The 12,948-nt window shown below is 68.5% G+C and carries 14 protein-coding genes; 9 read left to right on the forward strand and 5 right to left on the reverse strand.

The window, feature by feature from the left end; genetic code table 11:
* Positions 1-100: 100 nt before the first annotated feature.
* Positions 101-484 (reverse strand): hypothetical protein, encoded by a 384-nt coding sequence (locus tag K9S39_RS40210; protein WP_248868217.1) that lies wholly within the window; start codon positions 482-484, stop codon positions 101-103.
* A gap of 816 nt (positions 485-1,300) precedes the next feature.
* Between K9S39_RS40210 and K9S39_RS40215 the strand changes: the two genes are divergently transcribed.
* Positions 1,301-2,056: a serine hydrolase gene (locus K9S39_RS40215; RefSeq protein ID WP_248868218.1), complete on the forward strand. Its 756-nt coding sequence runs from the start codon at positions 1,301-1,303 to the stop codon at positions 2,054-2,056.
* Between the two features lie 242 nt (positions 2,057-2,298).
* On the opposite strand, the gene K9S39_RS40220 is transcribed toward K9S39_RS40215, so the two are convergent.
* The gene (locus K9S39_RS40220; RefSeq protein WP_248868219.1) at positions 2,299-3,207 is read right to left on the reverse strand and encodes a GNAT family N-acetyltransferase; all 909 of its coding nucleotides are present in this window, start codon (positions 3,205-3,207) and stop codon (positions 2,299-2,301) included.
* Positions 3,208-3,417: 210 nt separating this feature from the next.
* On the opposite strand from K9S39_RS40220, the gene K9S39_RS40225 reads away from it, so the two are divergent.
* Positions 3,418-3,849: a GNAT family N-acetyltransferase gene (locus tag K9S39_RS40225; protein WP_248868220.1), complete on the forward strand. Its 432-nt coding sequence runs from the start codon at positions 3,418-3,420 to the stop codon at positions 3,847-3,849.
* A gap of 640 nt (positions 3,850-4,489) precedes the next feature.
* Complete coding sequence (locus K9S39_RS40230) at positions 4,490-5,086, forward strand: dihydrofolate reductase family protein (protein ID WP_248868221.1); 597 nt, start codon at positions 4,490-4,492, stop codon at positions 5,084-5,086.
* 297 nt (positions 5,087-5,383) lie between these two features.
* On the opposite strand, the gene K9S39_RS40235 is transcribed toward K9S39_RS40230, so the two are convergent.
* Together K9S39_RS40235 and K9S39_RS40240 are read right to left on the reverse strand one after the other, a co-directional pair.
* Positions 5,384-5,713, reverse strand: coding sequence for a GNAT family N-acetyltransferase (locus K9S39_RS40235; RefSeq protein WP_248868222.1), 330 nt, complete (start codon positions 5,711-5,713; stop codon positions 5,384-5,386).
* A gap of 19 nt (positions 5,714-5,732) precedes the next feature.
* Positions 5,733-6,896, reverse strand: coding sequence for an aminotransferase class I/II-fold pyridoxal phosphate-dependent enzyme (locus tag K9S39_RS40240; protein WP_248868223.1), 1,164 nt, complete (start codon positions 6,894-6,896; stop codon positions 5,733-5,735).
* A 424-nt stretch (positions 6,897-7,320) separates the two neighbouring features.
* Here K9S39_RS40240 and K9S39_RS40245 point away from each other — a divergent pair, with 424 nt between their 5' ends.
* The 3 genes from K9S39_RS40245 to K9S39_RS40255 all read left to right on the forward strand — a co-directional run bounded on the left by K9S39_RS40245 (position 7,321) and on the right by K9S39_RS40255 (position 9,378).
* Positions 7,321-7,482: a hypothetical protein gene (locus K9S39_RS40245; RefSeq protein WP_248868224.1), complete on the forward strand. Its 162-nt coding sequence runs from the start codon at positions 7,321-7,323 to the stop codon at positions 7,480-7,482.
* Between the two features lie 209 nt (positions 7,483-7,691).
* Positions 7,692-8,780: a helix-turn-helix domain-containing protein gene (locus K9S39_RS40250; RefSeq protein WP_248868225.1), complete on the forward strand. Its 1,089-nt coding sequence runs from the start codon at positions 7,692-7,694 to the stop codon at positions 8,778-8,780.
* A gap of 118 nt (positions 8,781-8,898) precedes the next feature.
* Complete coding sequence (locus K9S39_RS40255) at positions 8,899-9,378, forward strand: hypothetical protein (protein WP_248868226.1); 480 nt, start codon at positions 8,899-8,901, stop codon at positions 9,376-9,378.
* Positions 9,379-9,530: 152 nt separating this feature from the next.
* Here K9S39_RS40255 and K9S39_RS40260 read toward each other — a convergent pair whose 3' ends face one another.
* Positions 9,531-9,731, reverse strand: a complete 201-nt coding sequence (locus K9S39_RS40260) for a hypothetical protein (protein WP_248868227.1) — start codon at positions 9,729-9,731, stop codon at positions 9,531-9,533.
* A gap of 272 nt (positions 9,732-10,003) precedes the next feature.
* Between K9S39_RS40260 and K9S39_RS40265 the strand changes: the two genes are divergently transcribed.
* The 3 genes from K9S39_RS40265 (at position 10,004) to K9S39_RS40275 (ending at position 12,764) form a co-directional block, all read left to right on the forward strand.
* Complete coding sequence (locus K9S39_RS40265) at positions 10,004-11,275, forward strand: aminotransferase class I/II-fold pyridoxal phosphate-dependent enzyme (RefSeq protein ID WP_248868228.1); 1,272 nt, start codon at positions 10,004-10,006, stop codon at positions 11,273-11,275.
* Between the two features lie 147 nt (positions 11,276-11,422).
* Positions 11,423-11,983 (forward strand): GNAT family N-acetyltransferase, encoded by a 561-nt coding sequence (locus K9S39_RS40270; protein WP_248868229.1) that lies wholly within the window; start codon positions 11,423-11,425, stop codon positions 11,981-11,983.
* A 106-nt stretch (positions 11,984-12,089) separates the two neighbouring features.
* Positions 12,090-12,764, forward strand: coding sequence for a formylglycine-generating enzyme family protein (locus K9S39_RS40275; protein WP_248868230.1), 675 nt, complete (start codon positions 12,090-12,092; stop codon positions 12,762-12,764).
* Positions 12,765-12,948 lie beyond the last annotated feature (184 nt).

The raw sequence follows: 12,948 nt of genomic DNA on the forward strand, positions 1-12,948 counted from the left end.
TGCGGTGGAGCTTCTCTCTGTTGGAGTCGCCTTGGGCACGCAGCCCCGCTGTGCTGCGGCTGGAGAAGAGAAGGCAGCACAGCGGGGGAGGGCGGCCGGTTCAGCCGAGCGGTGTGCCCACGGGGAGACCACCGATCATCGGCGCCTGAGAGCCGCCGACTCGGGCGGTGTCGCCGATCGCCTTGCCGACCGCGGTGTCGTTCGTGGTCTTCAGCGTGTCGGTGACCTTGTCGAGCGAGCCGACAATTGCGTTGACCTCCAGGTCATCGACCGGGTTCTTCAGGTCCTGCGTGTTCGCCGTGGCCGAGTCCAGCAGTTGCTTCCCCTCCTGGGCCTGCGGCAGAGCGTTGTCCACGTCCATGGCGAAGGCGGGGGAGCCAGCCCCCAGGGCCATCACAGAACCGCCAACGACCGCAGCAACCTTCGTGCGCTTCACTTCAGCGTCCCTTTCTGACCAGTAGCAGTCTTCGTCGGTCGCGACCATCGCGCCGTCCGAACAACTCACCGAGTGCCCGGAACTCTACTGTCGTCACATCTAACGTTGATCACCTCGGACAGAAACTCCCTGACGGCAGGGATACTTGACCATCACCCGATCGAGTTTGCGTGTCGTGCAGGCCGGGGCGGTGCTGGTGGCGGGCCGGATTCAGGGACGGGTGGGTGTCGGGGACGGGTGGTGTCAGGGATCGGCCGAGGAGGGGATCGTCGTCGCCTGCTGTTGTCAGTGCTGACGGCTAGGGTTCGCGCATGAGTTCAATGCTCACGGCGGTCTCCCCGGCCCGCTGCCCCGGCTCTCCCACCCGGATACAGCCGTGCGACGCATCCTGCCCGTCGTGTTCGCCTACGCGGACGCGCCCGCCTCCTGCCCCCGGTCGCGGAGACCCGCGCAGCGGCCCGTATGTTCCTGCGCAAGCGGGGGGTGTCCAACGCGTCGGCACTGTCCGCCCTGCGTCGAGTCGCCACCGGAGCGGACCCGGAGACCGGGCTCGCCGCCATCCGCGCGCTCATGGGGCTTGGGAAGTCATCGGACGACGAAGTCGTAACGCTGCTGCTGAACATACTGGCCGTGTCGACGGCGGCCGCACCACTGGACGGCGTGGCTGGCGGTTCGACACCAACGCCTGTGCCTGGCTGGGGGGCTGGGAGCGCGGGCCCAACTCGTCGTGTCCACCCTGCGTGCCCTGCGCGACGCGGCAGATGAGGTGGACGAGGACGGGGCGGAACTGCGAGTGGCCGCCGCGCAGAGAACGATCTTCCTGTCCTTCCGTCCAGAGCGAATTGGAGAACTACGGTGCTGTCCGTGCATGTCGCCCGATTAGGTGCGGGCGAATATCTCAGTCGCGGCGCTGATCTCACGTACTACGCCGCGAGCACCATGAAGATGGCCGTACTCGCGGCCCTGCACCGCAGTGACCTCGACCTGGACGCGCCGGTTCCCATACGCAACCGGTTCATATCAGCCGTGCCCGCACCGCCCTTTGGCATCACGCCGGACTGGGCGGCCGATTCCGGCACATGGCGGCTGCTGGGCACGAGCGCGTCATTGCGCTGGCTGGCGCGGCGAATGATCGCCCACTCCTCCGACCTCGCCACGAACATCTGTATTTCCCACGTGGGCCTCGACGCCGTGAATGAGATATGGCGCCTGGCCGGAGCCCGGCACAGCGTCACCCATCGCGGAATCGAGGATTACGCCGCCCGCGCCGCCGGGGTAACCAATCTGGTCACCGCAGCTGATCTCTCCCGGCTCCTGTGCTGGCTCCCGCCTGAGCTGCTGGACCAGCTTGCCGCCAATGTGCACCGAATCGACCTGCCGGCCGGGTTGCCCGCAGGGACGCGGATCGCGCTCAAGAACGGATGGGTCCGGGGTATCCGTCACAGCGCCGGAATCGTATATCCCCCGGATGCCGCGCCCTATGTCATCTCCATTTGCTACTCGGGCCGGCTCGCCATGGGACGGCACGTGGACGACCCTGCCGCACGCCTCCTCGCCAGAATTTCGGCCGGCATCTGGTCACGCCGGCACTCGCTGCGACTAAGGGGGCATGCGTTCTGAGGATAGGTCAATTGCCGCCGTAGGGTGATCGTCATGGCAGTGGCCGCCACCGCAGCTGCCAACGGCACCGTAAAGCGCCACGCCATGACACGTAAGAACGCATGACGTCACTGTTCCCGTTTACGTCGTCACGTTGAGGCATGCGGGCGGCTGAACTGGCCGATGCCTACGAGCGGGTGGCGGGAACCCCAGAGCCCCGTGTGCCCGTACGCCGCCCCGCTCACACGTCCCTCGGGTGCCCATCAGCCGCGCCCGACATAGGTGTGTGCGCGGGTGTACACAGTGAAGCCCATGGATTCATAAAGTCGTTTGGGCGCAGGGTAGTTGGCGTCGCCACGGGCGCAGACGACGGCGCGATGGCCACCGGCATCGGCGAAGGCGTGCAGTACGGCGGTGCAAACGGCGCGTGCCAGGCCGAGGCGACGGTGGTCGGGATGGGTACCGACCGGCTCGAACGCGCCTATGCCGTTGGACTCGTCGTACCAGCCCTGGCAGTAGGCGACGACACCGCCGTCGGGAGACGCCACGACGAGATCGAACTCGGGGCGGTAGGGACATGTTTCCCTCATGAGGGCGTGACGATCGGTGGTGATACGGGTCGACCCGAAGGCGGCCCGGTGTGCCGCTGCCCGCCCTGCCACGTCGGTGTGGCCCTGCTGTGCACGGATCGTATAGCCGTCGGGCAGGCTAGGGATGGCCGGCAGATCGGTCAGCGGGCGGCCGAGGCAGGCCATGAACGGGCCGTCGACGATGGGGGCGCCCCCGCTTGAGCGAGGTCGAGAAGAGCGGGGGAGGGTGTAGCCACCGCGCTCCAGTGCGCTGACCAGGTGTGGTTCGGTCTCGGCGACATCTACGCTCAACGGGCCACTCGCGGACTGCTCGGCCCAGGCTAGTACCTCGTCCGCCAGCTCCGGGCGGCTCGGGTCGATCTGGAGCATCAAGCTGTCGGGCAATTCCAGCCAGCCCCAGGCCATTGTCCGCTCTCTCTCCGTCCAGACCGCCGTCGGGGATGTGTCGGCCTGGTCGAGGCACAGGCACCAGTTCCAGGCGAGGTCGCCGATATGCCGGTAGCCGGTCGTGGGGAAGGCGCGGGAGGCCAGACTCTGCATGGCAGGAAGCGCGATCGGTCCGGCGTATTCATGGCGGCGCATGGGCGTCATGCTGCCCATAGGCTGCTCAAGTCGGCAACGGAGTATTGAGCAGGAAGCAGGAAGCAGGAAGCAGGAAGCAGGAAGCAGGAAGCAGGAAGCAGGAAGCAGGAAGCGTTGAGCAATGGGTGCGAGGGAGTGTCCCGCCAGTGGGTCCACTGGCACTGGCCCAGCGGGTCGGCCTCTACCTCAACTCCCTTTAGCATGTAATATATGGAAACCACGAACGTCCCTTACGAGCTGCGCGTCGGTGTCCCCTCCGTCGAGAACTTCCGCCGCCTGCGCACCGATGCCGGTCTCTCCGACAAGGCCCCCGAAGCGGTCGCCCTCGCCCTGCCCAACACCTGGTACGGCGTGGTGCTCCACCACGAGGGCGAGCCCATCGGCATGGGACGCATCATCGGTGACGGCGGTACCGCGTTCCAGATCGTCGACATCTGCGTGCACCCCGCACACCAGGGGCGAGGGCTCGGCAAGCGCATCATGGCCGCGCTCACCGAGGAATTGGAGCGCCGGGCGCCCGCCACCGCGTACGTCTCACTGATCGCGGACGGCCCCGCGCGCTTCCTCTACGAGAAGCTCGGCTTCGCGGACACCGCCGCGCACGGCTCGATCGGTATGTACCGCTTGATGGGCGGAAGTTGAGGACCTTGCGCTGGAGCCTGATCCGCCGCACGGGACTGGAACGGGTATCAGTGCCGGGCTGTTGTTTGCCCGCGAAGGGACCGGTCCGGCCTGCACACCGACCTGATGGCCTCTGCGGATCAGGCCGATGCACCCGACGGCCTTCCCTCCGCAGAACGCGCTTCGGCGGTGACATTCTTCGAGGCAGACCGGCTCAGCCGGAGCGACCCGGCGCTACAGGCTGGCGGGCTTCTCGCTGTACCGCAGATGCGGATGGTCGGTAGTCGACCGGTTCGCGATTACGGTCGTCAACGGGCTCGGCGAGGGGCGGGCCGACGACTTCGACTGGATGAACCGGCTGGACCAACAACTCCGCGGGGCCGGTCACGGACCCGATCACACCTACATGCTGGACATCCTGCGCCTCGTCGCCTCCCGTACGAAGGAGACAGCCGGTCCGTGATGGGCCTGAACGGCCAGCCGATAGTCGCCCAGGATGCACCCGAGGCCCACTCCTCGTGCTCCTCGTGCCCCGCTCCGGCGAGATATACGGCCGTGTGATACAGATCACCCACACGGCATCGAGTTGGCACGATGATTTTGGCGCGGCACGGCAGTCTGCATTGCCGTACACCATGAGCGAGGAAGAGGAGCAAGTCCCATGCGCATCGTGATCAGTGAGTTCATGAGCCTGGACGGCGTCGTGCAGGCACCGGGCGGACCCAAGGAGGACACCGACGGCGGCTTCGCCCACGGCGGCTGGTCGCACCCGTTCTTCGATCCGGAGGTGGTGGGCGGCGCCTTTGACGATGCGTTGGGCAAGGCCGAGGCGCTGCTGTTCGGGCGGCGTACGTGGCAGACGATGGCCGCGGCGTGGCCCGAGCGGGCCGGTGACCCGTTCGCCGACCGGATGAACACCATTCGGAAGTACGTCGTGTCCGGCACGCTGGGCGACGGCGAGCTGACGTGGGACAACACCACGCGCATCCCCGGTGACGAGGCCGTCGCCCGCATCCGGGAACTGCACGGGACCGACGACGGTGACCTGCTGGTGATGGGAAGCCCCACGCTCGTGCGCACCCTCTTGCGCGAGGGCCTGGTCGACGAACTCCGGCTCATGATCATGCCCGTGCTCCTCGGCGGCGGTAAGACGATCTTCCCGGACGATGGTGCGCAGCGCACGCTGGAGCTGGTCTCCACGGCCACCAGCAGCACGGGCGTGCATGTGTGCACCTACCGGCCGGCCGCCGAGGCGTAGGTGGGGTCGGCGAGGGGCCCGGAGCGTGCACCGGGCCCCGGCCGTAATGGTCGCTCGGAGGCAGGATCAGGTCCGTTCGAGGACGGCTTTCCGGCAATATGCCAATACCGTACGCGCAATATCGCACGCCCTGTATCGCACGCTTTGTACTGCACGCCCTGTTCCTGCACACCTTGTTCCGCTCACACTGCGCGCCGGGCGCACGGGGGCGCCTCGGAAGACGCGAAGCTGAACTCACACTTTCTCGAAGACCATCCGGAGAACCGTGAAGCGCCCCTCACGCAGGAATCCGAGTATTCAGTCCCGTTCACTCCCGGCAGCCCCACCCGCGGCACGGTAGTGATAGCCGCACATCTCGCTGAAACCCGCCCGCTCATACAGCCGCAACGCCGGGATGTTGTCGCGCTCCACCTGGAGATACATACGGCCGGCGCGGTGGGCGCCGGCCTGCAGTGACATGGGGCTCTCCCGCTGGTAGCCACGCTCCGCCAAGAGAGCGTCCAGCCCTTCCGGGCATGCTCCCGGGCTGATCTGGAACCGGGCGACCACACCGCGACCGGCATGGAACCTCTCCGCCCGTACGACCCGGCGCACCAGCTCGTCCGTGGCAGAGACCGTATGGTGCACCCGGTCCAGGCCCAGGAGTTCACCATGTGGTGGCGGTGATCCGGTCCACGGCCTCCGTGATGAGGGAGGTGTCGGCACAGACGGTGAGACGTACATAGCCTTCGCCGCCGGGGCCGAAGCCGGTGGCGGGGATGGACAGTACGCGGGCGTCCTCCAGGAGCCTCTTGGCGAAGCCCTCGCTGGTGAGGCCGTCGGGGGCGCGGACGAGGCAGTAGAAGGTGGCGCGCGGTCGCAGCACCTCAAGGCCGGCCGCTTCGAGACCGTCGCACAGCAGACGCATACGTTCCCGGTAGACGGCCCGCAGCCGGTCCGGGTATCCGGTGGTGTCGGTGAGCGCGGCGACGGCAGCCTGCTGGATGGCGCCGAAGGTGCCCGAGTCGGTGTGGGTCTTGGCCGTACGCAGGGCATCCACGGCCTCCGCGTTGCCGGTCGCGAATCCGACGCGCCAGCCCGGCATGTTGTAAGCCTTGGACAGCGAGTGGAATTCGATGCCGCAACGCATCGCTCCGGGCGAGGTGAGAAAGGAGGGCGGAGGCTCGGTGTCGTAGTAGATCTCGGCGTAGGCGGCGTCGGACGCCACGAGGATGTTGTGCTCCAACGCGAAGCGCGCGAGGTCGTCGTAGAAGCCGGTGTTAGCCAGTGCGGCGGTGGGGTTGTTGGGGTAGCAGATCCAGAACACCTTGGCACGTCGGGCGACTTGGCGCGGGATCGCGTCGAGGTCCGGCAGGAAGCCGTTCTCCTCGCGCAGGGGTACGCGCACCACTTCGCCACCACAGAAGCGGGCCCAGGTCGCGTAGACGGGATAGGCCGGGTCGGGTACGAGGACGACATCGCCCGGCTCGACGAAGGCGAGCGCGAGGTGCGCCATGGCTTCCTTGCTGCCGAGGGTGACGACGACTTCGGTTGCGGGGTCGGCCTTCAGGCCGTAGCGGCGCTCAAGAAAACCCGTCGCGGCCTCGCGTAGCGCGCCGGTGCCCTGGTACGGCGGATAGCGGTGTAACTCGGGTTGCCGGACGGCCTGTTGCATGGCGGCGACGATATGCGGCGGTGTGGGCAGGTCGCAGTCGCCGACGCCGAGGGGGATGGGGGCCAGTCCGGCTTGGTCCGCGAGCGCGCGAGTGTGGTCGATGAACGAGAAGAGGTAGTCCTCGGTCGGCTCCAGACGCCTGGCGCGGCGTATCACGTAGTGATTCCTCCCTGTCCACGGACATTGCCGGGGCTGTGCTGTGTCGGCGGTGTGTGATTTGCTGGCGCTTATCGCAAAGTTGCTCGACGAGTGTGCTGGTACGCGAGATGCTCCGGCTGTCACGGGCGATGCGGCGTGTGGAAGTTGTTGCTTTCGTGCACCCGAAGAACTGCCTTTCCGCTTTCGTGACGGAACCGTCGCTCTCCGTGTAAGCGAGGGGTTAGGGTCGGCATGCGAAAGGGCCCTGAGGTGGCGTCCAACCTTCCCACAGGGCCCTTCCGTTCATCTGCGACCACGAAGCAAGGAGAACCACATGCCCCTTGGCCCGCGCCCTGCCGGTCCGCTGCTTGCAGCGCTGGCCAGCGAGTTCGAAGTTAGCATGCGCTCTCTGGACCGGTGGCAAACATCAGCCGTTGTCGACATGACTGTCAGCTTCGGTGCCGGGGTGTCCATCGCCGCGGCTTCGCCGGGCGTCGTGATGATCTACGGCCCCGAGGTCGTGCCCCTCGTGGCACCGGCGGCATCGCTCGCTCTCGCGGCGAACCGCTCCCACCTCCGTTGTCGCGCGGTGCGCCGACGGTAGTCGGCGCCGGGACCCGGCCTGCGCAGCCGCCCTGTAGGCGCGGACGGCCGGGCTCCGGCCCTCCTCCCGCCGCACCACAGCCGGTGCGGCCCCGCACGGTTTCGTCGCACCGGATGCCAGGAGCGCCGGCCCTCGCGTGACGAAAGCCACCGTGCGTGTGACACCGCGCCAGTTGTTCACGCAAACCTGTTCGCCCACACGGAACTTCGATGACGAAGAGCACTCCGCAGATCACGTGCGGCCATTGCCGCCGCACTTTTCAACGACCCAAGCCCACCGGTCGCACGCCCCGGTACTGCAGCGCCAAATGCCGTAGCGCCTCCTACCGCGACCGCACCGCCACCCCGGCCCGGCCCCGCAGCTACGACGACGATGTCGTGCGCATCAGCCGAGCCCTGCTGACGAAAGCCCAAGTCCTGGACCACCTCGCGCACAACCAGGTGCAGGCCCTGCCCCTGGAAGCTGTCGAGCAGTGCGTCGCCCTGCAGCGCGACCTCTGCGATGTCACGGCCGTCGCCATCCGCCAGGCCCTGTCCAACGGCGCCCTCTGGCCGCAGATCGCCAGGGCCATGAACAGCTCGGCGAGCACCCTCAAGGTCAGCTACTCCGAAGAGAAGGTCGACAAGATACTGGCGAAACGCGCGGACCGGGGCCCCGCCCGGCCGCGGAGGCCGGCCGGCCTCCACGACGGCCGGCGCCCGCGCATCCTGTCGCAGACGAGCTGCTGGCTGCCCGGCCAGCCCGGCTACCCCTTGACCCGTGCCCTGTCCTACCTGGGCCGCACCGGCGGAAAACCGACCGTGCGTGACCTGGCCGTCAGCACGGGCGTCTCGACGTCGTACATCTACCGGATCATGTCGGGGGAGCGCACACCCACCTGGGAGGTCGCCGCGGGATTCGCCCGAGCCTGCGACGCCGACCCGGACGACCTGACCTTCCTGTGGAACACCGCCCATGAACTTCCGTTGCTTCCCCCGTCCGGACAGACGTACCGGCAGGCCGTCCACGCGCTGCAGGCCGCGCTGCGCGGCCTGCGCCTGGCCGCTGCCTGCCCCGAGATACCCACTCTCCTGCGACCCGGCACGGCGCCGCTGACCGTCGGCGCCGCCACCGCCTTGCTGTCCGCGCACCCCCCCGCCGCCGGATTTCTGCGCTGGCCCGTGGTCAGGGCGCTTGCCGTGGCCCTGCACGGCGAGCCGGACGCGATCCGGCCGCTGTGGGAGCGCGTTCACGCACTCGCCGGGACGGCCGACGACGCCGAACGGGGCCGCTCGTGGCCGGCCGAGGCATTCGGCTGACCTCATGGATCGCGCCGCCCGGATGACCGACCGCCCGAGCTCCACACCGATTTCCCCCGGGGGAAACATGCCGTCCGCACCCTCCGCCGCCGTTGGCACCACGCCGCACCACACCCCCGTGCGACCGACGCCCGGCGTGGCGGCCATCACCGTGGTCCTGCCCGCCGACTTCACCGCCTTCTGCCAACTCCACCACGACGTCTACCAGCACTACGCCCACCAACTGGTCGCCGATCACGACACCGCGGTCCGAGCCGTCCAGCACGCTCTCGGCGACCTCGCCGCGTCCTGGACACAAGCCCTCGCCGGCCACCACACCACGGCCATAGCCTGGGCCTCCCTCACCCGCCGGATCCACCATGCCGCCCGCACGTCCTGCGGCACCCCCGCCGGCGCGCTCTACCACCTCGTCCCGGCCGCCGAAGCCGACGCCGCCGTCCTGCACCACCTCATCGGCCTCAGCATCACCGGAACCGCTGACACCCTCGGCACTGAACCCACCACCGTCACATCGCTCTTACAGACCTTCGAGAGGCGCCTCAATGACACTGCTGCCACCTCGCTGCGCGCTTGCTGGACGGCCGCCAACTCCCGCTAGGCGGCGGGCCGATCGGCATCCCTTTTCGGCGGCAAGCGGGTTGAGACCGGCAGTCCTCAGGGGTTCGCGCAGCGGGCTGCAGGGCCCTGCAGCCCGCACTCGGTGGCGTACGGCCGTCCGGCGGGGCGGTACCCCACCGCTCACGCAACGCCTCACAGCCGATCGGCGTCCGCGACACCTATCAGCGGGTGGTTCGGCGCCGTCCCCGTCAGCGCCCTCTCGGCCCAACTCCGCCAGTAGTCATGCACATTCTCCAGGTTCCACGCACGCAGCCGGCCCGGTTCGGGGTCAACTCCAATCTTGTCCGGGGCGGGGCCACGCACCGGATGCCGCGCTCCAGCAGCACCGTCCACGACCGGATCCTCCTGCCTGCCAGGGCCGCCACCCGCCACCCTCAGGAACTGAAAGTACTGGAGCTCTTACACATGGTCGCCAGGCGTATGGGGTTCAAGATCCGGCGCACGGAGAGGCGTTCACGCTCACCTCGTGGCGGCACGAGGGGAAACTGTCCGGCGATGCGCATCGATGCGAGCCACCCCGCGCCACCCCCGACCCACTCTCCTTTGTATTCTCGGCGGGGGTCCCGGATCCCCGTGGCAAGCGACCCCTGTGAGAGGAACCACCCATGACCATCGTGCTGAGCTCCGACGCCCTGGCCGGGCTTCTCGACCGGGCCCGGCGGGACTACGAGGAGCTGGCGGCGCGAGGTCTCAAGCTCGACCTCACCCGGGGCAAGCCGGCGCCCGAGCAGCTCGACCTCTCCGGGGACCTGCTGACCCTGCCGGGCGGGCGGCACACCGCCGCCGATGGCGCGGACGTGCGCAACTACGGTGGCCTGCAGGGCCTGCCGGAGCTCCGCGAGATCTTCGCCGGGCTGCTGCAGGTACCGGCCGGGCAGCTCCTCGCGGCCGGTAACTCCAGCCTGGAGCTGATGCACGACTGCCTGGTCCACGCCCTCCTGAGCGTGCTGCCGGGCGCCGAAGCCCGCTGGGCCGACCAGGGCCGGGTCGTGTTCCTGTGCCCAGTGCCCGGCTACGACCGGCACTTCGCGCTCTGCGAGCGGTTCGGCATCGAGATGATCCCGGTCCCGATGACCGAGGCCGGCCCGGACATGGACGTCGTGGAGCGCCTCGTGGCCGAGGACCCCGCCGTCAAGGGCATCTGGTGCGTCCCGAAGTACAGCAACCCGTCCGGCGTCAGCTACAGCGACGAGACGGTGGCGCGCCTGGCCCGCATGGAGACGGCCGCCCCGGACTTCCGGATCTTCTGGGACAACGCCTACGCCGCCCACCACCTCACCGACGAGCCCGTGCAGATCGCCGACCTCCTCGCCGCGTGCACAGCGAGCGGCAACCCGGACCGGGCGTTCCTCTTCGGCTCCACCTCGAAGATCACCTTCGCGGGCGCGGGCGTCGCCTTCTTCGGCTCCTCGCCCGCCAACGTGAGCTGGCTGACCGCCAACAACTCCAAGCGCTCGATCGGCCCCGACAAGACCAACCAGCTGCGCCACGTCCTCTTCCTCCGGGACGAGGACGGCGTACGGGCCCACATGGAGCGCCAACGAGCCCTGCTCCAGCCCAAGTTCGATGCCGTCCAGCGCATCCTGGAAGCCGAGCTCGGCGGCACCGGCCTGGCCGAGTGGACCACCCCCAAAGGCGGTTACTTCGTCACCCTTGAGGTCATGGAGGGCTGCGCCGAGGATGTGGTGCGCCGCGCGGCCGAGGCGGGCATCGTGCTGACCCCGGCCGGCGCGACCCACCCGTACGGCGACGACCCCCGCGACGCGACGATCCGCATCGCGCCCAGCTACCCGAGCCTGGCCGAGCTGGAGCAGGCGATGCTCGGTCTGACCGTGTGCGTGCGTCTGTCCGGCTACGAGAAGATGCTCACGACCTGAGCCGATGGTCCCGGCGCCCCGGGGACCGTCCCGGCCATCGGACCGCCCCGCCGTCCACCACACCGCCACAGACGCCCGGGACTCCGCCCGTGAGAAGATCCGTGCGCGGTATGCGGTAGGCACGGTTTTCGACGGTGGAGGTTGGCGATGTACGCGATATCCCTGGACGACGACGGTGCCGAGCTGCGCCCGCTGGAGCCATGGCGCGCCGAGGAGTTCCTGGCCCATATCGACCGTGGGCGGGAGTTCATCGGGCAGCACATCCCGTTGCCGGACCGTGCCACGGACCTGGAGTCGAGCCGGGCGTACCTGCAGTCGTACGCGGAGAAGACCGCGGCTGACACCGGGCGGCTCTACGGGATCTGGACCGACGGCAAGCTGGTCGGCGGAGTCCTGTTCCGGACGATGGACGTCGAGCAGGGCACCGCCGAGGCGGGCTGCTGGCTTGAGCCGTCGGCGGTGGGCAAGGGGCTGGTGACCCGGGCCGTGCGGGTGATCATCGATTGGGTCGTCGAGGAGCGGTGCATCCACCGCGTGGAGTGGCTGGCCTCGGCGGCGAATGAGCCCAGCATCGCCGTCGCCCGGCGGCTCGGGATGACGAAGGACGGCGTCCTGCGGGAGAGCTACCTGTATCGGGGCAAGCGGCACGACACGGAGGTCTGGTCGGTACTCGCACCGGAGTGGCGGGCGGACAGGCAGGTGTCCTGACGCCGCCGTAGTTGGCGAGTCGGCGGCAGCAGCGCTGAAGCGGCCCTTGTTGACGTTCCCGACCGACACCGGGACGGAGATCACGCCCCGGTAGGATCGCCTGTCCATGGACATGCACGCAGGAAACGAGATGGTCGCCGTCCCGCCGGGGCGGGTGACGCTGTCGGATCGGCGAACGCAGCGGAGTTGGTCGACCGAGCTTGGGCCCTATCGGATATCGGCGTTCCCGATGACTCAGGCGCAGTACGCACAGTGCACCGGTCAGCGGCCGAGCAGCGCGCAAGGCGACCGATTGCCCGTCGAGGGCGTTTCGTGGTGGGACGCGGTCCGGTTCTGCAATGCCCTGTCCCGGAGCGAGGGATTGGCGCCCGTCTATCGCCTCCATGCTGACGCCGAGGGTGTTGAATGGGAAGCTTCCGCTGATGGCTACCGGCTCCCGACCGAGGCCGAGTGGGAACACGCGTGTCGTGCCGGTACGGCCGGGGCGCGGTACGGGCGGCTCGACGAGGTCGCTTGGTACCGCGGCAATTCGGGCGGGCGGATCCACGATGTGGGCGGCAAACCCCCCAATGCCTGGGGCCTGTCCGACATGCTGGGCAACGTCTGGGAGTGGTGCTGGGACATCTACGATGCCGAGGTCTACGGCAGCTATCGGGTGCTGCGTGGCGGCGGTTGGTTCGACGAGCACTGGAGCTGTCGGGCCTCGGTGCGACGCCGTAGCCACCCGACTTTCCAGATTGACGACGTGGGGTTCCGTGTCGCGCGTTCCATCGTGCGGTGACGCACGCCCTTTGCCATGGCTGCGGCCTTCCGTCCCTGCGGAGCCAAAGGAGTGTTATGCCGACTCCTGGCCATTCTCAGCAGTCTTATCTCGGCGTTCCACCTGGATTCCCATCGTGTGTGGCCGAAAGTTGCGCAGACGCCCCGTACGGCCCGCGTAATGCTGTCGCACACGTTCGGTGAAG

The organism is Streptomyces halobius, assembly GCF_023277745.1.
GTDB lineage: Bacteria > Actinomycetota > Actinomycetes > Streptomycetales > Streptomycetaceae > Streptomyces > Streptomyces halobius.